24 protein-coding genes and 1 other annotated feature are annotated in these 26,100 nt (G+C 32.4%); of the genes, 1 reads left to right on the top strand and 23 read right to left on the bottom strand.

Annotated elements, in window-relative coordinates; genetic code table 11:
• Positions 1–8: 8 nt before the first annotated feature.
• The 13 genes from J2Z43_RS01580 to J2Z43_RS01520 form a co-directional block, all read right to left on the bottom strand.
• Complete coding sequence (locus J2Z43_RS01580; protein WP_209455547.1) at positions 9–791, bottom strand: cobalamin adenosyltransferase; 783 nt, start codon at positions 789–791, stop codon at positions 9–11.
• An 85-nt stretch (positions 792–876) separates the two neighbouring features.
• The gene (locus J2Z43_RS01575; RefSeq protein ID WP_024621466.1) at positions 877–1,161 is read right to left on the bottom strand and encodes a BMC domain-containing protein; all 285 of its coding nucleotides are present in this window, start codon (positions 1,159–1,161) and stop codon (positions 877–879) included.
• 85 nt (positions 1,162–1,246) lie between these two features.
• Positions 1,247–2,716, bottom strand: a complete 1,470-nt coding sequence (locus J2Z43_RS01570; RefSeq protein ID WP_209455546.1) for an acetaldehyde dehydrogenase (acetylating) — start codon at positions 2,714–2,716, stop codon at positions 1,247–1,249.
• 2 nt (positions 2,717–2,718) lie between these two features.
• The gene (locus tag J2Z43_RS15110) at positions 2,719–3,426 is read right to left on the bottom strand and encodes a BMC domain-containing protein (protein WP_209455545.1); all 708 of its coding nucleotides are present in this window, start codon (positions 3,424–3,426) and stop codon (positions 2,719–2,721) included.
• Positions 3,427–3,430: 4 nt separating this feature from the next.
• Entirely contained in the window at positions 3,431–4,084 is a 654-nt protein-coding gene (gene eutL / locus J2Z43_RS01560; protein ID WP_027702160.1) for an ethanolamine utilization microcompartment protein EutL, read from the bottom strand.
• Between the two features lie 21 nt (positions 4,085–4,105).
• Positions 4,106–4,987: an ethanolamine ammonia-lyase subunit EutC gene (eutC, locus tag J2Z43_RS01555; protein ID WP_209455544.1), complete on the bottom strand. Its 882-nt coding sequence runs from the start codon at positions 4,985–4,987 to the stop codon at positions 4,106–4,108.
• Positions 4,988–4,998: 11 nt separating this feature from the next.
• Positions 4,999–6,363, bottom strand: coding sequence for an ethanolamine ammonia-lyase subunit EutB (locus tag J2Z43_RS01550; protein ID WP_209455543.1), 1,365 nt, complete (start codon positions 6,361–6,363; stop codon positions 4,999–5,001).
• A 17-nt stretch (positions 6,364–6,380) separates the two neighbouring features.
• Entirely contained in the window at positions 6,381–7,814 is a 1,434-nt protein-coding gene (eutA, locus tag J2Z43_RS01545) for an ethanolamine ammonia-lyase reactivating factor EutA (RefSeq protein ID WP_209455542.1), read from the bottom strand.
• Between the two features lie 109 nt (positions 7,815–7,923).
• A complete protein-coding gene (locus J2Z43_RS01540; RefSeq protein ID WP_234925926.1) occupies positions 7,924–9,360 on the bottom strand; it encodes a sensor histidine kinase in 1,437 nt (478 codons plus the stop codon).
• The gene (locus tag J2Z43_RS01535) at positions 9,350–9,925 is read right to left on the bottom strand and encodes an ANTAR domain-containing response regulator (protein ID WP_209455541.1); all 576 of its coding nucleotides are present in this window, start codon (positions 9,923–9,925) and stop codon (positions 9,350–9,352) included. Before J2Z43_RS01535 ends, J2Z43_RS01540 begins: the two co-directional genes overlap by 11 nt.
• Before the next feature lie 74 nt (positions 9,926–9,999).
• Positions 10,000–10,434: a EutP/PduV family microcompartment system protein gene (locus J2Z43_RS01530; RefSeq protein WP_027702165.1), complete on the bottom strand. Its 435-nt coding sequence runs from the start codon at positions 10,432–10,434 to the stop codon at positions 10,000–10,002.
• Positions 10,435–10,436: 2 nt separating this feature from the next.
• Positions 10,437–10,787 carry a BMC domain-containing protein gene (locus J2Z43_RS01525; RefSeq protein WP_027702166.1) on the bottom strand — a complete coding sequence of 117 codons (351 nt, stop codon included), beginning with the start codon at positions 10,785–10,787 and terminating at the stop codon, positions 10,437–10,439.
• Positions 10,788–11,005: 218 nt separating this feature from the next.
• Positions 11,006–12,136 (bottom strand): 1-propanol dehydrogenase PduQ, encoded by a 1,131-nt coding sequence (locus J2Z43_RS01520; RefSeq protein ID WP_209455540.1) that lies wholly within the window; start codon positions 12,134–12,136, stop codon positions 11,006–11,008.
• Between the two features lie 281 nt (positions 12,137–12,417).
• On the opposite strand from J2Z43_RS01520, the gene J2Z43_RS01515 reads away from it, so the two are divergent.
• Positions 12,418–14,415, top strand: a complete 1,998-nt coding sequence (locus J2Z43_RS01515) for an oxidoreductase (protein WP_209455539.1) — start codon at positions 12,418–12,420, stop codon at positions 14,413–14,415.
• A gap of 178 nt (positions 14,416–14,593) precedes the next feature.
• On the opposite strand, the gene J2Z43_RS01510 is transcribed toward J2Z43_RS01515, so the two are convergent.
• The 10 genes from J2Z43_RS01510 to J2Z43_RS01465 all read right to left on the bottom strand — a co-directional run bounded on the left by J2Z43_RS01510 (position 14,594) and on the right by J2Z43_RS01465 (position 25,902).
• On the bottom strand, positions 14,594–15,277 hold the full coding sequence (locus tag J2Z43_RS01510) for an ABC-2 transporter permease (protein WP_209455538.1): 684 nt from the start codon (positions 15,275–15,277) through the stop codon (positions 14,594–14,596).
• A complete protein-coding gene (locus J2Z43_RS01505; protein WP_209455537.1) occupies positions 15,270–16,133 on the bottom strand; it encodes an ABC transporter ATP-binding protein in 864 nt (287 codons plus the stop codon). The genes J2Z43_RS01510 and J2Z43_RS01505 overlap by 8 nt, the downstream gene beginning before the upstream one ends.
• A 1-nt stretch (position 16,134) precedes the next feature.
• On the bottom strand, positions 16,135–16,509 hold the full coding sequence (locus J2Z43_RS01500; RefSeq protein ID WP_209455536.1) for a GntR family transcriptional regulator: 375 nt from the start codon (positions 16,507–16,509) through the stop codon (positions 16,135–16,137).
• Between the two features lie 191 nt (positions 16,510–16,700).
• Positions 16,701–17,063: an arsenate reductase family protein gene (locus J2Z43_RS01495; RefSeq protein WP_209455535.1), complete on the bottom strand. Its 363-nt coding sequence runs from the start codon at positions 17,061–17,063 to the stop codon at positions 16,701–16,703.
• On the bottom strand, positions 17,064–17,732 hold the full coding sequence (locus tag J2Z43_RS01490; protein WP_209455534.1) for an amino acid ABC transporter ATP-binding protein: 669 nt from the start codon (positions 17,730–17,732) through the stop codon (positions 17,064–17,066).
• Positions 17,733–17,742: 10 nt separating this feature from the next.
• Positions 17,743–18,354 (bottom strand): amino acid ABC transporter permease, encoded by a 612-nt coding sequence (locus tag J2Z43_RS01485; protein WP_209455533.1) that lies wholly within the window; start codon positions 18,352–18,354, stop codon positions 17,743–17,745.
• 42 nt (positions 18,355–18,396) lie between these two features.
• A complete protein-coding gene (locus J2Z43_RS01480) occupies positions 18,397–19,188 on the bottom strand; it encodes an amino acid ABC transporter substrate-binding protein (RefSeq protein ID WP_209455532.1) in 792 nt (263 codons plus the stop codon).
• Positions 19,189–19,324: 136 nt separating this feature from the next.
• Positions 19,325–19,584, bottom strand: a binding site (T-box leader).
• 119 nt (positions 19,585–19,703) lie between these two features.
• Positions 19,704–21,017: a hypothetical protein gene (locus tag J2Z43_RS01475; protein ID WP_209455531.1), complete on the bottom strand. Its 1,314-nt coding sequence runs from the start codon at positions 21,015–21,017 to the stop codon at positions 19,704–19,706.
• A 39-nt stretch (positions 21,018–21,056) separates the two neighbouring features.
• A complete protein-coding gene (locus J2Z43_RS01470) occupies positions 21,057–21,434 on the bottom strand; it encodes a C-GCAxxG-C-C family (seleno)protein (protein WP_209455530.1) in 378 nt (125 codons plus the stop codon).
• A gap of 214 nt (positions 21,435–21,648) precedes the next feature.
• A complete protein-coding gene (locus J2Z43_RS01465; protein ID WP_209455529.1) occupies positions 21,649–25,902 on the bottom strand; it encodes a 2-hydroxyacyl-CoA dehydratase in 4,254 nt (1,417 codons plus the stop codon).
• Positions 25,903–26,100: the final 198 nt, after the last annotated feature.

Here is a 26,100-nt window from a genome sequence, read left to right as displayed (position 1 = left end):
AAATCTCCTTACTTGTATTCACCAGTTCTTACTTTGTATATTAATATCCAACATAGAGAAGACAGTCTATTTAGACCTTTCATTAAATCTTCCCTCTCTATTTGGCCATATTCACCTTTAAATGCTTCATATAACGAGAGTTCAACTTCTCTAACTGAAGTTCTAATACTATTTATAGATACTACTACTTCACCCATTTTATAGCTTATATATTCATGGTCTATTCCAAAGTATTTTTTAGGATAATGAGACTGTTCTCTAAGTTCTTTTGGAGTAAGCCCAAGTAATGTAAATTCTTCTAATGGCTCCTCTAATACTTCACATCTTAAGATGGTTCTTATAAATGAAAGTACTTCATCCAAATCTTTTGCTAAACTTTCCATACCATTTTTTATACATATAATCTGAGATTCTAATATCTTTGTTTCAAGTGAATCAAGTTTTCCCCTTAAAATAATCCTTTTATGGTCTTTAAATACGAGTAAATTGCCATTAAGTTGAGTCATATGTTCTGGTTTTTCTGCCATATGCCCCCCAAATACCGTAGTATACTTGTACTTTTTTACTGATTCTTCTTTAAATTTTCCATTTTTATTGTCGTTATTATTATCTTTGCCTATATTATTGTTTAAATCTTCTTTGTCATCCATATACTTTATCTCGATATTTTTTTCGGATAAATACGATTTTGCAGATGGAGTCACAATCTGACCTCTTTCAATATAGAAAGTTTTAAGTTCTTTATTTTTATTAATTTGCTTTCTTATTTCCGCTTCTGTTATAACTCCCATCTATCTCATCTCCTATCAGATGGATAAAATGTGCTACTAGAAATAAGTAGCACATTTTTGTTAGATTTTAAAATTTAATCCAATATTATTCAGTTACTTTTGGAAGTATTGCATCAACTTCAAAGTGTGGTCTTGGTATAACGTGTACAGATACTAGATCTCCTACTCTTTCAGCTGCAGCTGCTCCTGCATCTGTAGCGGCTTTAACTGCTCCAACATCTCCTCTTACCATAACAGTTACTAAACCACCGCCAACTTGCTCTTTACCTACTAATTGAACATTTGCTGCTTTAACCATTGCGTCTGCAGCTTCTATAGCTCCTACTAATCCTTTAGTTTCTATCATCCCTAATGCGTTTGCGTTTGCCATATCTATTTCCTCCAAAATTTTTTATATTATTTATTTTAATTTAAATTACTAACATATTTATTAACTTATTTAATTGCTTAACTTACTAAACTAATTTTTTTACTATTTTTTCTACAAGTAAGTCTATTAGTTCATCTTTTCCAACTGAATCTAATAATTGATTTTCTGAACTAGCTTTATTACCTTTTAGTTCTTCTATTTCTTTAACTCCATAGGCAACTCTCTTGATGTTTATAAGATCAAGTGGTCCTATATTGTTTGATGTAGAACTACCACCTATTGCACCACATCCTAGTGTAAGTGCAGGAACTAGATTTGTTGATCCTCCAATTCCACCAAGCGCTGAAGGAGTATTTACCATTATTCTTGATACAGGCATTTGTAACGCGAATTTTCTTACTAATTCATCATCATTTGCGTGCATTGAAAAAGTATGACCTGCTCCTTCATTTAATAATACTTCTCTACATCTATCTACTACTCTGTCTACATTTTCTTCAACATAGAATGCAAGTATTGGTGCAAGCTTTTCTCTAGAGTATGCTACATTAGCTCCAACTCCAGTTTCTCTAGCTACTAATATCTTAGATCCTTTTGGTACATCCTTAAGATCAGCAAGTTCACATATCTGAGCTACACTTTTACCAACTATCTTTGGATTCATAGTTCCATTAGCTCTTAATATAAATTTAGATAGCTTTTTACTTTCATCATCTGTAAGTAAATGTGCACCTTGATCTTTTAACTCTTTTACAACTTTTTCTTCCATAGCTTTTTCTACTACTATAGATTGTTCGGATGCACAAATTACACCGTTGTCAAAAGTCTTAGAATCTATAATTCTTTTTACAGCTAATTTCACATCTGCACTCTTATCAATAAAAGCTGGTCCATTTCCAGGCCCTACTCCTATTGCAGGTGTTCCTGATGAATATGCAGCCTTAACCATTGCTTCTCCACCAGTAGCTAGTATCATAGCTGTATCTTTATGTTTCATTAGTTCACTTGTTGCCTGCATAGTAGGTGTAGTTATACAAAGTACTGCATCTTCAGGGCAACCTGCGCTTTTAGCTGCATCATTTATTACTTTAATTGTCTCAATAATACAGTTTTTAGCATTTGGATGTGGTGAAAACACAATAGTGTTTCCTGATTTTATTGAAATTAATGTTTTATATATTACTGTAGAAGTAGGATTAGTAGAAGGTATTAGCCCTGCTATAACTCCTAGTGGAGTAGCTATCTCTATAGTCTTTTCCTCTGGATTCTCTCCAATTATTCCTACAGTTTTTTCATTTTTTATATATTCATAAACTCCTTGAGAAGCAAAAGTATTTTTTACTATCTTATCTTCCCATTTACCAAAGCCTGTTTCCTCATTAGCCATCTTTGCTAATCTAGACGCGTTTTCACACGCAGCATCGGCAATAGCTTTTACTATTTTATTTATCTGATCTTGATCTAACTTAGCTAATTTTTCTTGAGCAATCTTAGCTTTTTTAACAAGAGTTCTGACCTCTTGTATTGAAATTAAGTCTCTATCTACAAGTTCCATAACTATTTATCCTCTCTATTCAACTTATCTATAAACTCTACAAGCTCCTCCTTCTTCATCCTTTTTAAAGTATTTGTACTTATCGAAGGATCAAGTGTTTTTATTTTTGCTTTTAGCTCTTTAACACTTATTTTAGAAAAATCAGAAGTTTCTTTTTCAAGTTTACTTGTATCTTTTTCTTGAACCTCTTCTTTTAAATTGATAGAGTCTAACTCTTTTACTGCCTGTGATTCAGTTATTTCAATTTCCAATTCAGCTGTTTCTTGTATTTCAACTGCTTCATCCAATACAACTTTTTGTATCTCTGTAACTTCTTCGGACTCGTTTCTTTCAATCTCTGCAATTTCTTTAGATTCTATTGTTTCTATTTCTTCTATAGTATCTTCTGATTTTTTAGAGTCTGAGCTAACCTCATCAATTTTATGTTTTGGTTCATCATTATTAGGTTTAAATAAATATTCTTCTACATCTGAGTTTAATCTCGGTATTACATGAGCTGATCTCAGTGTTCCTATTCTTTCTACAGCTAACTGAGCAGCATCTACTGCAGCTTTTACTGCTCCTACATCTCCAACTATACTTACAGTGACTATACCGCCGCCGACTCTATCAATTCTAGATAGGTTAACATTTGCAGCTTTTAGGCAAACATCGGTCGCCTCAACAGCCGAAACAAAACCTATAACTTCAATTAATCCTAAAGATTTCATTTAATTAAAATCCTGTTGGATTCTCTGCTACTGACTTAACAGCTTCTGCAAATGCGTCACACGCTGCCTTGCAAGCTGATTGAGATCCTGTAAGTAATGCCCCTCCAAAGTTTGTCTCAGTAGGAGGTTCAAATAGTTCACAAAGTTTTACGTCTGCAGCTTTTAGAGCGGCGTCTAAAGCGTACATTGATTCTAATGGTGGTGCTACTAGGTAAGCTAATGCTTCCCCTTCTTTAACTCCAGCTAATTCAGAAAGATAAGTTCCAGTTCTAGATACACAATGCGCAAAGTAAACTATAGAATCGTCGTCATTAGCACTTATAAATGACGCTCCGTACTCCATAAAGTCAATTATTGCATTTAGACCACTTCTTACTTCTGCTGGACTAGGTCCTGCTATAATTCCAATAACTTCTCCTGCTATCTTAGTCGATGCGTTTCCTGCACCAGCATACATTGATTTAGCGTATACAACATCTACCTCTGATGCTTTAGTTGCTTCATCTAAAGCTGTATAAGTCACATCATCACAGTCAGAAGTTATAAGTCCTAAACTTTTTTGATGTGGTTTTAATTTTAATTTTTCTGCCATTTCTACAGATATATTTGGTATTATCTTTGTTCCCAATATATTTGGGCGAATTACATCATTTTTCATATTCTATACTCCCCTAACTAATTATTTTAGGTCAATTCCAGATGCTTTTTTATCTAACATAGTTTTTATAAGTTCTGATATATGTGCCCCTGCCTCAACAGCAGTTGTTCCACCTTTGTGTATGTTTGATATAACAGTTCTTTTAGCCTCAGCAATTCCTATTTTAGGTCTATATGTTATATAAGCAGACATAGATTCTGCAGTTACAAGGCCAGGTCTTTCTCCTACAAGCATACATACTACTTCGCAATCTAATTCTTCGCCAAGTTGATCCATAGCACCAACTCTACAGTGTTTTACAAAAAGTATTTCTCCAGTGTCAATTCCATACATTTTAAGACCTTGCTTTATTGACTCAACGCAGTCTTTAAAATTTGCCTCAATAGCAGCTGAACTAAGTCCATCTCCTACCATAAGTAATACTTTTTGTTTAGTTCCTAATTTTGCTTTAATTGCATCTATTGTTTCTTTAGAAAATCTTCTACCTAAATCTGGTCTAGTAAGATATTCATCTTTATCTCTACACAGTGTCTCTACTGCGAATAAATTGTTTTCTTTTACAAAATCCTCATCTACATACGAGAATACTGCATCTTGTGCTGCTGCATGGTCTGCTCTAAATCTTAAAACAGTATCAGTCTTGTATCTCGCACCAGCTCTACCTATTCCTATTCTTGCAGGAGTTTTTGCTTTCATATCTAAGTAAGCTTCTGCATCTTTAGGATTTTTTACAAGTAATTGTTTTTTAATATCTATTTCAGTTATATCATCGATACATCCATCGTTATCTACTTCACTTACATACTCATTTTTTATAGTATCTTGAATCTTATCTACATCAATATTCCCAGCCATTTGTTCAACAAGTTGTTCAACTAAACCTCTTAACTCTTTTTCATTCATCACAAAACCTCCTATCCTAATAATATAGATGCGTCACCAGCTCTACTAGTTAACTTACCATTTTTAGAGAATCCCATTTTTTCAAGCCAAGCATCAAACTCTTTTATTGCTGTAAGTCCAAACATCTCTCTAAGTGATGCTGTTTCATGGTATCCTGTAGTTTGATAGTTTAACATTACATCATCTCCGTGTGGTATACCCATGAAGTATGTGCAACCTGCAGTAGTTAATAGAACTGCTAGATTTTCCATATCATTTTGATCTGCTTTCATGTGGTTTGTATAACAAACGTCAACTCCCATTGGAAGTCCACTAAGTTTACCCATGAAATGGTCTTCTAAACCTGCTCTCATTACTTGTTTTGCATCGTATAAATACTCTGGTCCTATAAATCCTACAACAGTATTTACTAGGAAAGGTTCGTATTTTCTGGCAAAGCCATAACATCTTGCCTCCATAGTAACCTGATCTATTCCGTGATGCGCTTCTGAAGAAAGTTCTGAACCTTGTCCTGTTTCAAAGTACATAACATTAGGCCCAGTAGCTGTTCCTTCTCTTAAAGCTAATTGTCTAGCTTCTTCTATTGTTTGTCCATTAAAACCAAAAGCTTCATTTCCTTTTTCAGATCCAGCTATTGATTGGAATATAAGGTCAGCTGGAGCTCCTTTTTTTATAGCTTCCATTTGTGTAGTAACGTGTGCTAGTACACAGTTTTGAGTAGGAATTTCGTATTTTTGCTTCACTTCTTCAAATCTCTTTAATACTTTAGTTACACTTTCAACTGAGTCATCTACTGGATTAAGACCTAAAACTGCATCTCCTATCCCGTAAGTAAGCCCCTCTAAAAGTGAAGCCATAATTCCATCTGGGTCATCAGTAGGATGGTTTGGTTGAAGTCTAGCTGATAAAGTTCCCTCTTCACCTATAGTAGTGTTACAGTGAGCCGTTACTTTAATCTTTTTAGCTGCATAGATTAAATCCATATTTGACATTAGTTTTGCTACTGCAGATATCATTTCAGAAGTTAATCCTCTAGAAATTCTTCTAATATCAGCTCCTGTAGTATCGCTGTCTAATAACCATTCTCTTAAATCTGAAACAGTCCAGTTTCTGATATCTGTATATATTTTTTCATTTACAGCATCTTGTATAATTCTTGTTACTTCATCTTTTTCGTAGTCAACAGCTGGATTGTTTCTTATATCAGCAAGAGTAATATTAGATAAAACTACCTTTGCTGCTACTCTTTGCTCTGCGGATTCAGCCGCTAGTCCTGCCAACTTATCACCTGATTTTTCTTCATTTGCTTTCGCCATTACATCATATAAATTTTTGAACTGATATGTGTGTCCAAATAATCTAGTCTTTAAAATCATGTGTATACCTCCATTTATTAATTAAAAACTAATGTTTTTATTACCACTGGTAAAACTTTTCCATCCGCAATCGGTTTTCCTATATCAATGTAGTCTCCATTTTCAACCTTGATACTGTCTATACAAACTATATCTGTTTTGTAATTTAGAAGCGCATATATGGATTGACCTAGTACTTTAGCCATATCGTTTTCTACAATCACGATAAACGGCAGTTTTTTCTCTACTATTTCACTCATGCCATCGACAATGCCTTTTGCATATTCTGTAACCTTTTCAAAGCTCGGATTTTTTTGTCCATTAATTGCTATTGCAATTTTTTGAAGATCATTTTCTAGCTTGAACCAATTTAATTTTGTCTTAATTGATTCGCTCAGTTCTTTCGAGTTACCGCTTTCTTCATCCATTGAAAGTTTTAAAATCGGTAAGTTTTTAATTGGAAAAGCATCGTTAGTGTAAGTAATAGTACTTCCACTTACCTCAGTTGTATGAGATCCTGCTCCAACAACAGTTGCACGTATTGTTTCTAGAGGCTTTATTACATTGATATTTCTCAGCTCTTCACAATTTTTTATTGCTTGTCCCAATAAAATACCTATGTCTCCATATTTAAAATAATCATCTATAGAACCATCGTAATAAACGTAGTCGGCAACTCCTCCAGAGAATGATACATTTTTTATATCTTCATCTAGTGAAATAGACTTATTAGTAACTAGAAAATCGAATAATTCACTTTTTTCTTTTAGTCCAATGCTTTCCACTATTATATCTTTCATTATATCTACGATTGGATTTATATTATCTTTTGTTATTTTTATTCCTACTCGGATATTTAGGTTTTTATCTTTGATAATAGTCTCAATTTTAGGTGAGATATAAGTGATTTCTTTACTTACAACATCGACCTTTATTAGTCTTCCACCAATATCTAAACATCCTGTATCTACTACTTCTCCTCTTTTGAAAAGCGACAGGTTACTTGTTCCACCGCCTACATCTATATTTACAACAGTAGTAGAATGTTCTTTTGAATATATATGTGCACCTGCACCTTTACCCGAAATAATACTTTCAAGATCTGGTCCCGCAGTTGCGACGACAAAGTCTCCTGCAAATCCACTGAGTGCATGTAAAACATCGTTGGCGTTTTCTTTTCTTGCTGTCTCACCAGTAATTATTACAGCTCCAGTCTGTATGTCATCCTTGTCTATATTTGCTTTCTTATATTCAGACTCTACAATTTCTTTAATTTCTTCTCCATTTATTTCTGTTGCTGAAATCAAAGGTGTAAAATATACCTTACTTCTATAAACTATCTCTTTGTCCACTATACTTATCCTAGGAACTGAGAAGTTTGAAGCTGTATTTTCTACTGTAAGTTTAGAAAATATAAGTTGAGTTGTACTGGTACCGATATCGATACCGACGCTAAGTAATTCTTCTTTCACATATTCACCTCCAAGAGTACAAAGTATGTTGTAAACAAGCAAAGGGGCTCAAAGTTATGATAAATAGAGGATAGCAACCTCATTTATCAATAACCTTAAGCCCCTTTGCTTAATTAAAACTACTACTTTGTAGATTAGTTATCTGTTTTGGTATCTTAATAAGTACTTTTGTACCATTTTTATTTGATTGTCTTACAATTTCACCTTTTAATACTTGTTGGACATAGCTTTCTATTATGAAGGTACCTAAACTATCGTTGTTTACTTTACTTTCATCTAGACCAATTCCATCATCGGCTATCGCTATGTTCTTAAATTTTTCTTCTTGATTTATAAGTATCTGTATATTTCCACAGTCTCGACCTTCAAAAGCATGGTCAAAACAATTTTGAATGATTTCATTCATTACCAGTAACAGTGAAGTTGCTTTATCGCCACTTATTTCGAAATCATCTCCTGATATATATATATTTATATCTTTGTTGTCGCTATATCCACCCTGTATATTGCTAATAAGCAGATCGATAGCATCCTTTATAGATATCTTATTGTCTACTTCTTTTGACAGTAAATAATGTGTAGATAGTATTGCAAATACTCTATTAACAGTATTGTCTAGACAGCTTTTCACTTCTTCATTTTTTGATAGTCTACTTTGTTTTCTAAGTAGTGAAATTACTGTGTATAGATTATTTTTCACTCTATGGTGAGCCTCTTTAACAGCTACCGATTTTAAAACGAGTTCTGCTTCTTTCTTTTTTAATTCAGTTACATTTTGAATCACCTTTGCCAACTTAAATACACCATCTTTTATTGGTATACTTTTAATAGACAAATACATATCACCGATGTAAACTTCTTTTGTTTCATAATCCTCGTATTTAAATGCTTCAAATTCATCATTTTCAAGAGTCAACCAATCGTAATGATTATCTATTATGTCATCTGTAAACCCTAAATTTCTGTACAACTCTTCAGCATTTTTATTTTTTAACTTTAAGTAGCCATTCTCATCGAATACGAGTATTGAAGAGTTCAAATTATCTATAAAAAAGTCGTTATTTTTGAACAAGTTTATAAAGTTGTAAGAACTGGTATCTTTAACCGACTTCATTATACTGAAATCTTCTTTTAAATCTTCACTTATATCTTTTTCTACTATTATGACTCCTATTATCTTGTCCTCTAAATTTATAGGCTGAATAGTCTGTTTTACTAGTTTGTACTCTTGTGTTAAAGCTTTAATATCTCTTTTTAAATTACCAGTTCGAAATACTTCTATAACCCCTGGTTCGTTCTCTTGTAATGCTGGTTTTCCTGCTATGTTTTCACTGTATAAAGATTTATTTTCAGGCATACTGTGGGCTACTACAAATGCTTCAGACATCTTTTTACCGTGTACATCTACAAATACATCACTTTCGTAAAAATCTGCCATAAATTGTATGGATTTAGATACTTCTATTATCTTATCAATCTCTATCTCATTTAAAGATGTTTCTCTTTTGCAGATTTCTCTGATTGACTGATCTATATTAAGCATCATAACCTATGATAATCGTTTTTGATATTTCGACCATAGTAGTTCTCTTATCCATACTGAGCTTTCTAATTCGTGAATACGCATCCTCTTCTGTTATACTGTATTCTTTGATAAGTATGCCCTTAGCCTTTTCAATTATCTTTCTTTCTGTTAATTTAGAATTTATATCGTCTAAATTTTTTTTCATTTTTTCAAACTCTTCAACTTTAGATAAACACATCTCTATAGTAGGTATAATTATCTTCTCATTGGGTGGCTTTACTATATATCCAAAAGCTCCTATGCTTTTAGCTTTCTCTATATACTCTTCACCATCAAAAGATGTTAACAAAAGTATTCCACCAGCAAGATTCTCCTTATTGATTATCTTGCCTGCTTTTATTCCATCTAATATTGGCATGTCTATATCGAGTATAACTAGATCAGGACTATGTTTTTTGCACTCTTCAACTGCCTCAAAACCGTCGCTAGCTTCACCAATTATATTATATCCTCTGTCAAGTAGCATATCTTTAATATCCGCCCTTATTAGCGGGTCATCGTCGACTAATAATATTTTTCTTTTCATATTATCCACCTCAATTAAGAATGTACTTAGATACATTAGATTCCATAGCATTAGCTTATTTAAAAAACTATTTTTTATTCTTTATTTTTTAAATAAGAACGAAGTTCTTTAATTCCTATATCTTCTATTGTGTCCACTTTAAAGATTTTACTAGCTCCTGCCATAGTTAATTGCTCAAATGCTAAATCTATCTCTGCTTTTGTAGCTATGGCGATTTTTGTAATAATGCCTATTACTTCTTTATTAAACATTGTTGCAAATCCTGGTGCTATATAATTCTCTTCCTGAGTACAATCATACACTAAAGCTATTATTTTTGCATCTACCGAGGTAGTCATAAGTGCGTTATATAGTGTCCTATTCTCCATATATTCACCAGGTGTATCTATTGCATCATTGTATAGTTCTATTGATTGTGTCTTTTTGTATTCAAGCTCTAATTCATCTAGCTTTTGGCATAGTGTAGTCTTCCCACTTCCTGTTTTTCCCATAAAGATTACATTTTTCATATTTATGTCCTTGTAACCTTAGTAGATGAAAAATTCAACATATTTCCAAGAACCATTAAAACTTCGTCTAGAGCCGATTCGACAGAACTTACGTCACCGCTTATAACTAATGATCCACTAAATCTATCTATAAAACCTAGAGCGACACCTGAAGCCTTGGTTGCTACATCTGCAGCTATTATAGAAGCCTCACTTGGAGTTATCGTTAAAATACCTAAAGCATCTTTTTTATCTAGGACAAGGCCTAACTTCTTATATATGTCTTCACTCGGATTTGCTATTATATGAGCAAGTGTAACTTGTTTACCAGGAACATATTCTTGTATTACCCTTTGTACATTATCTTCACTCAAAATTTTCCCTGCTTTCTAAAATTAAATAGGGGCTCCACAAAGACAAAATATCATTGTCTTCAAGAAGCCCCATTGCTTTTCTACTCTAATATCACTCCATTGTGATATATTATTTAACTTACTATCATTATAAATATTATGTTTATAATTGTCAATATTTTTAGAATAAAATTAAAAGGTTTTCCCTTTGTATTATTTTCAATACTTAGCACTATTTGCTAGATAAGATTCTTTATAATACTCACTATCTCTTTGTGTGTAGGATTCTTAGGATTTGTCTTAGTGCAAGTATCATTTAATGCTGCTACCGCAATTTCATCTTTAAATGCTGATAGATCCTTCTCTTTTATACCGCACTCACTCAAAGTTGTAACCATATTCATATCATTTTGTAAGTATTTAATTTCATTTATTAGACGTTTTACACCTACTCTTATATTAGTAGAATTAAAGCCTAAAAGCTTTGCTATTTCGTAATATTTCTGTGCCGCAATAGAATACTCTCCACCAGCATTATTTTTAATATCCGAATTGTACTCTACAACATGTGGAAGCAATAACGCATTTGTTCTTCCGTGTGGTATTTTAAACTTACCGCCTAGAGCATGTGCAATGGAATGGTTTATTCCTAGTGAGGCGTGGTTAAATGCAAGTCCTGCCAAACAAGAAGCTATGTGCATTTTTTCTCTTGCTTCTATATCATCACCGTCATTATAAGCTCTTCTCAAATATTTAAATACAAGTTTTATAGCTTTTTCTGCAAAAGCATCTGAGAAATCATCTGCATCTGTTGAGACATAAGCCTCTATCGCATGTGTTAGCACATCCATTCCAGTATCTGCAGTTATAAAATTAGGCACTGTCTTTACAAGTTCTGGATCTAAAATTGCTATATCTGGAAGTAAATCATCAGAAACTAAAGGATATTTCACACCTTTTTGCTTATCTGTTATAACTGCAAATGATGTTACCTCTGACCCTGTACCACTTGTAGTTGGTATAGCTATAAATTCTACATATGTTTTATTTAATATTTTTTTAGAAAAATCCATTATAGCTTTAGCAGCATCTATAGCAGATCCTCCACCCACTGCAACTATTACATTCGGGTCAACTTTATTAAAAGCTTCAACTCCCTTAACTATAGTCTCTATAGGTGGATCTGGTACTATTTCGCTAAATACTTCATATGTAGCGCCTTTTAAATTCTCAACTATCTTATTTATATTTCCCGACTCCACCATAAATGGATCTGTTATTATCAATACGCTTTTATCTTGAATTCCTTGTAGCGCTTCTAATGAGCCAAGGCCAAATTTTATCTCTGTTTTTAATTCAAAATTTTTCATTAGAGTCCCTCCCTTAAAAATACAAAAAAGCTCCATAGTTATACTATGGAGCTTCGCTGCTCTCGTAAACACATCATTGTGTTTGATACTATAAATATACTAGTTCAGATAATTATTGTCAATATAATAATTTTTTCGTACTATGTTTATTTATTATAAACTACTATTTGATTTTATATTTAATTGAAGTTATCCTACATTTTCTATACAATTTAAGTGAGTCTGTTAAAATTTTAATTTTACTCAACTTTACTACTATAATATTCTAGGAGGAATTGTTTATGAAGGAAACACACAAAATTCTTTTTGAACCGATAAAAATTGGATCGCTAGAAATAAAAAACCGCTTTGTTATGGCTCCAATGGGACCTGCTGGACTTTGCAATGAAGATGGAACTTATAACGAAAAAGGTGTGGAGTACTATGTAGAAAGAGCTAAAGGTGGAACTGGGCTTATAATGACTGGTGTTACATATGTTGAAAACGACATTGAAAAATGTGTAATGCCGTCTATGCCTTGTGCTACTCTAAATCCATTAAATTTTGTTAAGACGAGCAAGATTATGACAGAGAGAATTCATGCCTACGGTGCTAAAGTTTTCCTACAACTTACAGCTGGATTTGGACGAGTTTCAATACCTAGCTTAGTTGGAGATATAGCTGTTGCACCATCTCCAATACCTCACAGATGGCTAGATAATGTAACTTGTAGAGAACTGACAATTGATGAAATTCAAATTTACATAAATAAATTTGCAGAGGCAGCTAAAGTTGCTCAAAACGCTGGTTATGATGGCGTAGAAATACATGCTGTTCACGAAGGATATTTACTAGACCAATTTGCAATATCTTTTTTTAACAACAGAAAAGATCAGTACGGTGGTTCTTTAGAAAATAGACTTCGCTTTGCATGTGAAATAGTTAAAGCAATTAAATCAGAATGCGGTGAAGACTTCCCTGTATCACTTCGTTACAGTATAAAAAGTTTTATCAAAGACTGGAGAAAAGGTGGTCTTCCAGGTGAAAAGTTCGTTGAAAAAGGACGCGATATAGAAGAAGGTATAGAAGCTGCTAAAATCTTAGTCAACGCTGGATACGATGCTTTAAATGGAGATGCTGGAAGCTATGACTCATGGTATTGGTCACATCCACCTATGTACCATAAAAAAGGAATGTACTTAGAGTTTAATGAAAAACTTAAAAAAGCTGTAGATGTACCTATAATTACAGCTGGTAGAATGGAAAATCCAGATCTATCAAGCGACGCTATATTATCTGGTAAAACTGATATGATAGGTCTTGGTAGACCTCTTCTTGCAGATCCTCAGGTGCCAAACAAGATAAGTGCTGGTAAATTCGATCACGTCCGTCCATGCCTATCTTGCCAAGAAGGTTGTATGGGAAGAGTTGCCGCTTATTCTGGACTCTCATGTGCTGTCAACCCTGCATGTGGTAGAGAAAATGAATACTCTATTTCAAAAGCCTTCGATAAAAAGACTGTTCTTGTTGTGGGTGGAGGAATCGCTGGTATGGAAGCTGCTAGGGTTTCTGCTATTAGAGGTCACAGGGTTACACTTCTCGAAAAATCTAATATACTAGGAGGAAATATTATTCCTGGCGGTGTTCCTGATTTTAAAGAAGACGATAGAAACCTAGTAAGTTGGTATAAACATCAACTCGATGAATTAGGAGTTGATGTTAAATTAAACACAGAAGTAAATAAAGACAATATAAAATCTTATAATGCAGATACTGTAGTTTTAGCTACAGGCTCAGACCCAAAACTTATCGATATCGATCAAGCTGAAAATATATATACAGCCGAAGAAGCTCTTCTTTCTAAAAAAGATGTAGGAGATTCTGTTGTAATCGTAGGTGGAGGACTTGTTGGATGTGAGACAGCCCTTTGGCTACACGATCAAGGTAAGAAAGTAACTATAGTTGAAAAAATGAGCGATATACTTAAACTCAACGCCCCTCTATGTCATGCCAATTTAGACATGCTGTTGGAACTTATTGAATACAAGAAAATCGAAGTAAGATCCAGCTCCTATATTAGCAAAAAAACTGATATAGGGTTTATTCTAAATTCTAATGGTATTGAAGAAGAAATAGATGCTGATAGTATAGTCCTTGCAATTGGATATACTCCGCAAAATAAATTGTACAACGAAATAAGATACGATGTAGACGATATTCATTTAATTGGCGATGCTAATAAAGTAAGTAATATAATGTACGCTGTGTGGGATGCTTATGAAGTTGCTAAAAATATATAAAATAGATAATTTAAGATAGAGCAGAATAAAAAAAGGAATTTGTCGTAAATTAACATAGCCAACTACCACAGCTTGGACTAAAGGCTGTAATGTAGTTGGCTATGTTAATTTACGCAACTTCCTTTTTTTATTCTGCTCTATCTTAAATTTAACTTTTCATTTTAAATTTAAATGTATTTTAACTGGAAACTTCTTTAGTTTTATACATTGTTTTTGAAAAAATATATGATATAGCTATAACTACAATCGTAATGAGGATAGTGAATAATATTAGGTTGATATTACTAATTGACATTAGCGTTTGCATAATGACATTATTGATATCTACCTGTACAAGCAAAGCTCCAAATAAAAATATCATCATAACAAATGTCGATATATATCTACCTTTTATTGATCCAAATTTTATTAAAAATGGTATCAAAACACTGATTGCAAAAGTTGCTGATATAACGCCTAGTGCACCTTGTTGCAGGTATGTTGTTTGTATTCCAAAATTTATAATATCTAATTGAATTCCAAAGATAAAAGAGTATTTTTTTAACATTAAAATAAACATATATCCCAGTGTGAAGAATACTATACCGATAAGCAAATTAGTAAGCGCTAATATATATCTCGATAAAATGTATTCTTGTTTTGTGACTGGTAAATATAAAATTAATGTATCTATACTGTCTTTGTCTTCATAAGCCATAACTTGGTAAGTAAAATTATATACAGTTAAAGGTATTATCATGTTAAGAATTAAATTATTTAATGCACCGATAGGTATAAATATTAAAATTGATAATACTAACATTTTTTTCATAGACCATAGATTGGAATAGCTTAACTTTGTAATATTCATAACATTATTCATATCTTCTCGCCTCCACATAGAATCTTAATATATCTTCTAAATTTACAGTATCGTAAACTACTTCATTTCCAAAAACGTCGTATGATCTATTTTTGTCATCTACTATACCTTCAAATCCAAATTCATTTTCATCAATGTAAATAAATAAATCTCTAGTTTCTGATACTAATAGTTCTTTTTTGCCTTTAATTTTACAGTGTTTTTCTAGTATATCATCTTTTACTCCTGATAAAATTATTTTGCCATCATATATAAATACTACGTAATCTCCCACTTTGTCTAAATCAGAAGTGATATGTGTAGACAAAAATACAGTTGAATCGTCAACATCAATTCTCTCTTGAAGTATCTCTAAAAATCTGTTCCTAAATAGTGGGTCTAGATTTGCTGTTGGCTCATCAAGAATTATAAGCTTTGGATGATGTGAAAGAACTAAAGCTAGTTCAAACTTCTTTTGTTGTCCCTTTGATAAAGATTGATATTTATTGCTTTCATCTATATCGAATTCGTCTATATAGGAATTATATAAGCCCTCATCCCAATTTTTATAAAATCTCGATATATTTCTTTTAAGGTCGGATAGTACAGCTTCCTCAAGAAAACCTGGTTTATCCGATATATATCCAATTTGCGATTTAATTGATATGTCGTCCTCTAAAAACTCTTTTCCGAATATCTTAACTGATCCGCTGTCCTTTTTTATCATGTTCATTATTAATTTTATTGTAGTTGTTTTCCCAGATCCATTAGGACCTATAAAACCAGTTATAAATCCACTCATTATATTTAAATCATCGATTTCTAATTCAAACTTTCCTAATTTTCTACTCAAATTATTTATTTTTATTGCATCCATGTTATACCTCCTCAAATAAATTCTTTGAAATTTCTATCCATTCTTCAAAGCTCACACCTACTGCTTTTGCCTGCCTAATAATTTCTTCAAGTTTGCATTCTATCTCGTATTTTGCTATTTCTTTTAGTCTTTCTGAGTTTTGGTTAGCTACAAAAGTTCCCTTACCGGCAACGGTTTGGATAAACCCCTCTTTCTCAAGTTCTTCATAAGCCCTTTTTGTAGTTATTATGCTTACTTTCAACTCTTTTGCTAGCGATCTTATAGATGGTAATACGTCACCAGGCTTTAAATTCAGAGAGATTATTTCAGACTTTATCTGACCTTGAATCTGCTCATACAACGGAACTGATGATGAATTACTTATATTAATATTCAAATTTTCACCTCTCTCTAATTCAACTGTGCATACTGTATATATACTTTATATACACATAATAACAGTGTATGTATAAAAAGTCAATAAAAAAAGTGATTGTATTCAAGCTATTTTTGAATACAATCACTTTTTATAATATTTTTATTACCTATAATATTGTTCATATACTTCATTGTTGTAATTTACTTAATTTAGTCTTGAGACAACAATGCTTCTTTCCATGCCCCTTCTTTAAACCCTAGAAGTACTTTCTCTCCGTCAAATAGCATCGGTCTTTTAATAAGCATTCCATCACTTACAAGAATATCTAAAAGCTTATCTGCTGGCTCTGTCTTTATTACATCCTTTAGGCCTAATTCTCTATACTTCATCCCACTTGTATTAAAGAATTTTTTTATTTCTAAACCGCTAGTTTTATAAATATTTTCCATCTCTTCTCTTGAAGGTGGAATTTTAACCATATCTATATCTTCGTAAGCTATATTATTTTCATCAAGCCAATTTTTAGCTTTTCTAACTGTTGAACATTTTGAATATCCGTATAATTTAATCATTTAAATTTCCTCCTTAAGTTTTATGTCCCCAACTACTCCATCTTTAATACTGATAATTTTATCAGCCACACCATCTGCAAAAGCTACATCATGAGTTATTATAAGAACAGTCATACCTTTGTCTTTTAGTTTTTTTATAATCGCTACAACTCTCTGAATCGTATCTGAATCTAGAGCTGATGTAGGTTCATCAAAGCACAGTACTTTAGGCATAAGTGCACACGATCTGGCTATTGCAACTCTCTGTTGTTGCCCTCCAGATAGCTCAAAAGGATATGCGTCTAATTTATCCTCTAAATCCACTAATTTCAGTAATTCTTTTGCAGATTTCTCTGCTTCAGATCTATCTACTTTAAAAATATTAACAGGTGATTCTATTATATTCTCTAGTACAGTCATGTGTGGAAATAGGTTAAAATTTTGAAATACCATACCTATTTCTCCCCTTATCTCCGCCATATCTTTACTTGACTTTATCGTTTTATTATCTATAATTATCTCGCCACTATCAAATCTTTCAAGATCGTTGATACATCTTAAAATAGTAGTTTTACCTGCACCTGATTTTCCTAATAATACTCCTACTTCACCTTTTTCAAGTTCAAATGTTATATCTTTAAGAACCCTATTTTGTTTAAACGACTTATTTAAATTCACTACCTTTAACATATTTTACCCCCTATTTATAGTACGTAAACTTTTTTTCTAAAAGTTCAAATCCTTTAGTAAGTATTGCCACAAATACTAGGTATATAGCACCTGCTTGTAAGAGTGGAATCAAACTTACATCCCTGTTCATGGCAATTTGAGCTATTCTTAAAATATCATTTAGCCCAAGTATATACACTAGAGATGTATCCTTAACTAAAGTAATAACCTCATTTGAAACAGGAGGAAGTATTCTCTTTAAAACTTGGGGAAATATTATTCTTTTGTACATAGTAACTTTATCGAATCCAAGTACTTTTGAGGCTTCGTACTGCCCTCTATCTATAGACTGAACTCCACCTCTAAATATTTCGGCGAAATACGCTGCATAATTTAATATAAAGGCTATAATACCTGCTGTAAACCTATCAAAAGTTATACCTATAAGCGGCAAGCCGTAGAATATTACTATCATTTGTAAAAGCAGCGGTGTGCCCCTCATTATAAGGATATAACACTGTGTAATCCCACTTACCAGCTTGTTTTTAGACAATCTTAAAAATGTAACTAAAACGCCAAGCGGTATCGACACAATAAGTGTTATTAAAAATATCGCTAAAACTATTCCTAAACCTTGTAACATATTATATCCCCCTCATAAATTATCTGTCTAAATTTACTAAACTTATTTAAACCAATTTTTGTATATCTTTTCGAAAGTCCCATCGTCTTTCATTTCTTTGATTTTCTCATTTATCTTATCACTAAGCTCTTTGTTGTCCTTTGCTGTTGCAACTACATAGTCTTCAAGTCCAAAGTCTTCATCTAGAACTTTGTACTTATCTTCTCCCTTTTGGCTCACATAATATCTAACTAATACTTCATCTCCAACAACTGCATTTGTTCTGCCTATCTCTAAATCTCTAAGAGCTTTGTCGTATGTGTCGTAAAGCACTGGAGTGCCACCTTTTAAAGTTTCCATAAATGCTTTATCTTTTTCGATTGCGTCATATGCTGTAGACCCTTGTTGAGTGCCAACTTCTTTATCTTTTAAATCAGCTTTAGTCTTTACATCAGAATCGCTCATCGTAACTATTATTTGTTTATTTTGAAGGTATGCATCTGTATAAGAAATCTTCTTCTTTCTCTCATCAGTTATAGAGTAACCATTCCACAGCACATCTACATTTCCTGAATTAACTTCTGTTTCTTTCATCGACCAATCTATAGGCTGAAACTTAACGTCTTTTTCCATTCTCTCAAAAGTTTCTTTTGCAAGATCTATATCAAATCCAACTGTTTCACCTTTTTCATCTAAAAATCCCATCGGTACAAATGTATTATCAAATCCAACCACTATTTCTTTTTTATCGTTTTTATCTGCAGCTTTATCGCCTTTGCCAGAACAACCTACCATACTCCCTACTAGCACTAATGTTGCAGTTAAAACACATAATTTTTTAAATATATTTTTCATTATTATTCCTCCACTCAATTTTTAATAAATTTTTTAACTTTCTAATTTTTGTATCAATCTCATTGGTGTTTTGTGTAACACAAATTTTTAGCGCGCATAAAAAATTGTATTAAAAAACTCCCGTCTCTAGCTATAGCTAGAGGACGGGAGTTGACTCTCGTGGTTCCACCTCTTTTTATTAATGCCTCGCGACACTAACCTCATCAAGTACAATAGTCTTATCTATACTCTAGCACTGTAACGGGTGCAAGGATACCGAAATCTTCTACTGGGACAAAAGTCCTTTCAAAGTCCTGCTCAAAGATGTGTTCAAAGTATAATCTAATGCTCCTCTCACCAACCGGAAACTCTCTGATTAAGATGCCTACTCCTACTATTTCTTATCATAGCATTTAAAAGTGTTTAAAAAATTTTTTTCTCTTGTTGTTATTGATTTTAAATCATAAAGCAAAATCTGTCAATAGATATTTTTAATTTTTGTATTCTTATTTTATAATTTTCTAAAAATTTAATTATTATTGGCTCCAAGGAACTACTTCTACTTCTCCATAAGATCTATCTTTTAGTCTATTAGAATACTCACCTTTATATCCGATAATATACAAAAGTACAAGTTCTATATATCTTGTTCCAATAGTAATTATATTCCACATATCTTCGAGCTCAAGTCTAGCTCTTTTAGTCTTCCTACTCGGATGCACTATAGTATTTCTGTAGTAAATTAAAAGATCTACCCCATCATCGAATTTCTCATTAATCCAATCATCAAAAAATACCAACTCTTCTTTTCCATACGGAATCTTACAAGATTCCAAAAGTAATCTTAGATTTTTTGATGTAACATTTTTATCAAATTCTTCGTCAGTAATAATTTTTTCCTGCTCAACTAAAACTATATATGAAAGAGTCTCAAGAGCAACTTGCACTGAGATTATATTATTCTCTAAAGTTATGCTACTTAATGATTCAATGTACCAATTAACTACATTTCTTATAGCTTTACCAAAGTAAAAGTCATCTAATTTTTTACATATTAAACCTAAATATTTTTCGATATTGTGGTGATTTGATATGGTGTCTGTCCAATTTGGAACAAATTTAAACGGAGAAACTCTGCTTTCTCCCCACAGTTTATACACCACAGAATCATCTTTATAACCAAGTGCAGTACAAAATCCAACATATCTTCCACAAGCGAAACTAAGCGCTATTGATATATCATCTAAAATATCGATTATATTGCTTGTTTTAAAGCTCTTATTGTCTTTCCTGTAGATTCTGCCGACATGAGTTATTATAGCTCCAGATTTAGACTTTAACTCTTCATAAAGCTCTTTTCTATAATCTTCTCTCTTGTCTAATACCACAACAAAATCGTTAAATTCAAACTCCATCCTGCCTGCATATAGTATTTCACCATTTTTTATAAGTTTTCCTGAGTATTTATTTGAATTTAATATGCCAAAGTCTACATAATCTACAAATGAATTTTTCGATCTCATATAGCTCCCGTTTAAGTATCCGTCAATTGAGGCCTTACTTAGAGAATTTATACTTACTGAAGTTATTTTGTACCCATGCACTTCTAAAACAGCGTTGTCATAATTTAACTCCATATTTCCTATATCTACATCATCTATATTCTCAACAAAAAGTATATCTGCATGGAAATTAACTGACACAGGTGGAATCGTCTTTAAATACACTTTTCCACTACATTTATATTTTTTATCTAGGTAAACACAAAAACGTCCCTTGTAAATAACAATGTCTTCACTTACATCGTATTTGAATAGTTCTGATGAAATAAAGTTTTCATATAACTTCATCGCCTACCACCTTTTCTTTAAAACTTTTATCTAAAATATTTAAAGATCTTTCTTTAACGTCTCCTTTAAGTTTATATAAGAAAAATCTATTATCTCCTTACAGCTAACTTTATCCCTCTTTAGATCCTTACATATATGTGATCCATATTTTTCAGATACTGAATTCATAGCATCTTTTACGTATAGTTTTGCATTACTAGTCTCTGTTTCGCTTACTCTTCCCTTTTCATAACTTATTATGATGTTTACTGCATTTACTGCTCCACACAAACTTCCAACAGCATTTCCACCACCTAAGCCACTTCCAAGTGCTATGGGTATATTAGCACCAAATTCTTCATTGTACGCCTTTATTACAGACTCAGCGCAGTTTAGACCTTTTTTATTGTATTCCGATGCTTTAGTTTCTTCACACATATTGATTCCTCCTCATGCGTTTAATTCATATTAAACTTATTATATCAAATCCATGGACAATATACACAGATAAAGTATAAATAAATTTACATATGGAAATACACAAAAAAATATCTAACCAAAGCTTACATCCCTTGGATTAGATATTTTCATAAAATCTTATTTTTTTATTAAATCTCATTTATACTTTAGATTATCTAACTGTATAATATTTTTATATATTCACTTTTTCCAGATTTCTAAATGCTGTTGAAAGCATTAATTTTATTCTATTAAGTTGATTTACCTCACTTGCTGATGGATCGTAATCAATAGGTATAATATTCGCATTTTTGTACAATCTCTTAAGCTCTTTTATTGATCCCTTACCAATAATATGGTTTGGTAGACAACCAAAAGGCTGCATACAAATAATATTATCTACCCCTTCACTTAGAAGTTCGACCATTTCACCTGTTAATAGCCATCCTTCTCCCGTTTGGTTACCTAATGAAACTACAGGTTTAGTGCTTTTAGCTACATTTTGAATTTTCTCTGGTGCTGAAAATCTCTTGCTGTTGTTCAAAGCTTTTTTATACGATTTTTGATAAGCTTCAACAATCGCAATAAACGCCTTTCCAGCCATTTTAGATTTTCCTGTTCCTTCTAAGTAATCGTGTTTAAACATTGTGTTGTACGCACAACTCAAGAAGAAATTAGTAAGGTCTGGAACAACAGCCTCTGCCCCTTCAGCTTCAAGTATATCAACTAAATTGTTGTTTGCCACTGGATGGAATTTAACTAGTATCTCTCCAACTAATCCAACTTTAGGTTTTTGAATGTCAAATATCTCTAAGTTGTCAAAATCATTAACTATTGAATTTACATTTTTCTTAAATTCAGATAGCTTTCCTTTCACAAGAGATTCTTTACATATATCATTCCATTTTTTAAACAGTGCATCTGTGCTACCTTCAACTTTTTCATAAGGTCTTACCCTGTAGAGAACTCTCATCAGTAAGTCTCCGTAAATAGCAGCCATAAACAGTCTATTTATAAGTTTTAAAGATACATTCTTCATCAAATCATTTTCTTCTATTCCATTTACGCTAAGTGCTACAACAGGTACATCTTTAAATCCAGCATCGTACATAGCTTTTCTTAAAAATCCAATATAGTTTGTGGCTCTACATCCACCACCAGTTTGAGTTATGGTAACAGATGTATTGTTTAAATCGTATTTTCCAGATTTAAGAGCTTTAATAAGCTGCCCAACTACTATAATGGCTGGATAACAAGCGTCGTTGTTTACATATTTAAGACCTTCTTCAATTACGCTGTTGTCTGTATCGTTTAATACAACTATGTTAAATCCACTTAAATTAACTGCTTTTTCAAGTAAGTCGAAGTGAATAGGAGACATTTGCGGCGCTAGTATTGTATGTCCTTTAGCGAGTTTAGTGTTTTTATCGTATTTCTTCTTATTCTCTATATCTTTTACATGTACATTGTTTTCTTCTCTCTCTGACATAGCTGCCTGTAGAGATCTAAGTCTTATCTTGGCAGCACCTAAGTTGTTTCCTTCATCTATCTTAATAACTGTATATATCTTAGACTTTTCATGAAGAATTTCCTCAACTTGATCTGTTGTTACGGCATCTAGCCCGCACCCAAATGAGTTTAATTGCACAAGTTCTAAATAATCTTTTTCTCTCGTAAATGCTGCAGCTCTGTAAAGTCTAGAATGGTATACCCACTGGTCTACAACTCTAAGCGGTCTCTCAAGATCTGCCAGATGACTTATAGAATCTTCTGTTAAAACAGCCATACCGAGTGAGTTTATTAGCTCTGGCATACCGTGGTTTATCTCAGGATCTATGTGGTAAGGTCTACCAGATAATACAATACCTTTGAGATTTTTTTCTTCCATATCTTTTATAGCTTTTTCACCGACTGTTTGCATTTCAAGTTTAAATGAATCTTGTTCCTTAGTTGCAGCATCAACCGCACTGTAGATATCTCTTTTAGATAAATTGCCGAAGCTTTTACCTAATTCATTATATAATCTTTTTTTCAATTTTTCTTTATCATTTAAACTGATAAAAGGATTCATATAATTTATATTTTCTGTTCTCAATTCCTCTACATTATTTTTTATAACCTCAGAATAAGAAATTACAACTGGACAGTTGTAGAAGTTGTCTGAATTTTGATCTTCTTTATTCTCATTTGTAACACTAGGATAGAATATATTTTTTATACCTTTATTTATAAGGTTATCTATATGCCCATGAACTAGTTTTGCTGGATAACAAACTGTTTCCGATGCTATACTAGTTATTCCTTTCTCGTATAATGCTTTTGAAGATCTATCAGATATAATTACTCTAAATCCAAGATTTGTAAAGAATGTAAACCAGAATGGATAGTTCTCGTACATATTTAAAGCTCTAGGTATACCTATTTCACCTAATGGAGCTTCTTCCTTCTTCAGAGGTTTGTATTTAAAAACTCTGTCGTATTTGTACTGGTAAAGGTTTATTGGTTTTTCATCTTTATTTGGCTTTTTACCTCCATGTAGAATCTCGCCCTTTTCACATCTATTTCCCGATACAAATATTTCTTCATCTGAAAACTTATTTATAGTAAGTAAACAGTTATTTGAGCATCCCTTACATCTAGTTACATCTACATCTAGATTTACATTTGTAAGTTGATCTTGTTCAATCAACTCGGTTTTATAGCCATCTGTGTACTTCTCTTTGGATATAAGTGCAGCCCCAAAGGCTCCCATTATTCCAGAAATATTTGGTCTGACAACTTCTTGATTTATCAGTTTTTCAAAACTTCTAAGTACCAAGTCATTGTAGAATGTACCACCTTGAACAACTATATTTTTTCCGATTTCATCAGTGTTTCTAATTTTAATAACTTTAAACAACGCATTTTTTATAACTGAATAAGATAGACCAGCAGAGATATCTCCCACTGATGCCCCCTCTTTTTGCGATTGCTTAACTTTTGAATTCATAAAAACTGTACATCTTGAACCAAGGTCTACCGGGTATTTAGAGTATATCCCCGCCTTTGCAAAGTCTTCAATTCCCATTGATAACGAATCTGCAAAAGTCTCTAAAAACGAACCACATCCTGATGAACACGCCTCATTAAGAATAATGCTATCTATAACACCATTCTTTATTTTTAGGCACTTCATATCCTGTCCACCTATATCTAATATAAAATCTACATCTTCATTAAAGAATTTCGCTGCCTTATAGTGAGCAATTGTTTCTATTTCGCCATTATCTATTTTTAGGGCTTTTTTTATAAGAGCCTCCCCGTATCCAGTAACAGTTGTATACGCAATCCTACTATCCGTTGGAAGTACATTATATATATCATTAATAGCCTTTATTGTAGTTTCTAAAGGCGCACCATGGTTACTTCCATAATGAGAATAGAGCAAGTTGCCATCTTCATCTACAAGAGCTAATTTAGTCGTAGTAGAACCAGCATCAATACCGAGATAACAGTTGCCTTTCAAGTCTTTTAAATCTTTAGTTTTTACCTTATCCTTACCATGTCTATCTGTAAATTCTTTGTACTCTTCCTCGTCGTTAAATAGTATATCTATGTAGTCTGTATCTACTGAATCTATAGAATTGACGCCGTTTAATTTGTCAATTAACGAAGATAAGTTTATATTCTCTTCATCAATTGAGAGTATACTTGCTCCTAGAGCGACATAAAGCTGTGCATTTCCCGGGAATATTATATCTTCATCACTTAGATTTAAAACTCTCTTGAAGGCTTCTCTAAGCTCAGATAGGAAATAAAGTGGTCCACCTAAAAACGCCACTTTTCCTTCAATCTTTCTACCACAAGATAATACACTGACAGTTTGTACTACTACAGCATTGAAAATACTCATAGCAATATCTGTTTGTTTAGCTCCATCGTTTATAAGAGGTTGTATATCCGTCTTGGCAAAAACACCACATCTTGAAGCTATAGGATAAATTACTTCATAATCCTTAGCTAAATCATTTAATCCTTTTGCATCAGTTTTTAATAATGATGCCATTTGATCTATAAAAGCACCTGTCCCACCTGCGCATATTCCATTCATTCTCTGATCCACACCGTCACTTAAAAATGTAACCTTCGCATCTTCTCCACCTAATTCAATAACCACATCAGTCTCTGGATTAAAATATTCTATAGCTTTTGTACTAGATATAACCTCTTGAGCAAATTTAACACCTAGTACTCTAGAGATACCTATGCCTCCAGAACCAGTTATTACAATAGTTATTTTTTTATTTCCAAACTTTTCATACACAGAATGAAGTACTTCTTTTACAGATTTTATTACATCAGAATAATGTCTTTTGTATTCTTTATAAACTATGTTGTTATTGTTTAGCACCACAACTTTTACTGTTGTAGAACCTACATCAACACCTATATGAAATAATTCTTCCATAATATAACCTCCATAATATAAACCATCTTATTGTAAGTTCTATATTTAAATTTTAGTAAGTTGCTCTATAAGTCTTATGATTAGTTTATAAAATTTATGATTAATCGCTAACCAATTATTCTACTAGGTAGTTTGTAAGTAAAATAACCAAATCATTATATAAGTAACTTAACTGTTAGTTTACTAAATATTGTAACA

Origin of the sequence: Metaclostridioides mangenotii (assembly GCF_017873185.1) — a bacterium.
Lineage (GTDB): Bacteria > Bacillota > Clostridia > Peptostreptococcales > Peptostreptococcaceae > Metaclostridioides > Metaclostridioides mangenotii.
Note: the sequence above shows the minus strand (reverse complement) of the source record. Positions and strands in the feature narration are given on the sequence as shown.

Excerpts from the sequence above, each read along its gene's own strand:
- J2Z43_RS01580 (WP_209455547.1), bottom strand. The coding sequence starts at position 791 with ATGGGAGTTATAACAGAAGCGGAAATAAGAAAGCAAATTAATAAAAAT.
- J2Z43_RS01570 (WP_209455546.1), bottom strand. The coding sequence starts at position 2,716 with ATGGAACTTGTAGATAGAGACTTAATTTCAATACAAGAGGTCAGAACT.
- J2Z43_RS01495 (WP_209455535.1), bottom strand. The coding sequence starts at position 17,063 with ATGATTAAATTATACGGATATTCAAAATGTTCAACAGTTAGAAAAGCT.
- J2Z43_RS01470 (WP_209455530.1), bottom strand. The coding sequence starts at position 21,434 with ATGTGTGAAGAAACTAAAGCATCGGAATACAATAAAAAAGGTCTAAAC.
- J2Z43_RS01490 (WP_209455534.1), bottom strand. The coding sequence starts at position 17,732 with ATGTTAAAGGTAGTGAATTTAAATAAGTCGTTTAAACAAAATAGGGTT.
- J2Z43_RS01540 (WP_234925926.1), bottom strand. The coding sequence starts at position 9,360 with ATGATGCTTAATATAGATCAGTCAATCAGAGAAATCTGCAAAAGAGAA.
- J2Z43_RS01480 (WP_209455532.1), bottom strand. The coding sequence starts at position 19,188 with ATGAAAAATATATTTAAAAAATTATGTGTTTTAACTGCAACATTAGTG.
- J2Z43_RS01535 (WP_209455541.1), bottom strand. The coding sequence starts at position 9,925 with ATGAAAAGAAAAATATTATTAGTCGACGATGACCCGCTAATAAGGGCG.
- J2Z43_RS15110 (WP_209455545.1), bottom strand. The coding sequence starts at position 3,426 with ATGAAATCTTTAGGATTAATTGAAGTTATAGGTTTTGTTTCGGCTGTT.
- J2Z43_RS01510 (WP_209455538.1), bottom strand. The coding sequence starts at position 15,277 with ATGAATAATGTTATGAATATTACAAAGTTAAGCTATTCCAATCTATGG.
- eutC (WP_209455544.1), bottom strand. The coding sequence starts at position 4,987 with ATGAATGAAAAAGAGTTAAGAGGTTTAGTTGAACAACTTGTTGAACAA.
- J2Z43_RS01475 (WP_209455531.1), bottom strand. The coding sequence starts at position 21,017 with ATGAAGTTATATGAAAACTTTATTTCATCAGAACTATTCAAATACGAT.
- J2Z43_RS01575 (WP_024621466.1), bottom strand. The coding sequence starts at position 1,161 with ATGGCAAACGCAAACGCATTAGGGATGATAGAAACTAAAGGATTAGTA.
- J2Z43_RS01465 (WP_209455529.1), bottom strand. The coding sequence starts at position 25,902 with ATGGAAGAATTATTTCATATAGGTGTTGATGTAGGTTCTACAACAGTA.
- J2Z43_RS01550 (WP_209455543.1), bottom strand. The coding sequence starts at position 6,363 with ATGATTTTAAAGACTAGATTATTTGGACACACATATCAGTTCAAAAAT.
- J2Z43_RS01515 (WP_209455539.1), top strand. The coding sequence starts at position 12,418 with ATGAAGGAAACACACAAAATTCTTTTTGAACCGATAAAAATTGGATCG.
- J2Z43_RS01520 (WP_209455540.1), bottom strand. The coding sequence starts at position 12,136 with ATGAAAAATTTTGAATTAAAAACAGAGATAAAATTTGGCCTTGGCTCA.
- eutL (WP_027702160.1), bottom strand. The coding sequence starts at position 4,084 with ATGAAAAATGATGTAATTCGCCCAAATATATTGGGAACAAAGATAATA.
- J2Z43_RS01505 (WP_209455537.1), bottom strand. The coding sequence starts at position 16,133 with ATGGATGCAATAAAAATAAATAATTTGAGTAGAAAATTAGGAAAGTTT.
- J2Z43_RS01485 (WP_209455533.1), bottom strand. The coding sequence starts at position 18,354 with ATGTTACAAGGTTTAGGAATAGTTTTAGCGATATTTTTAATAACACTT.
- J2Z43_RS01530 (WP_027702165.1), bottom strand. The coding sequence starts at position 10,434 with ATGAAAAATGTAATCTTTATGGGAAAAACAGGAAGTGGGAAGACTACA.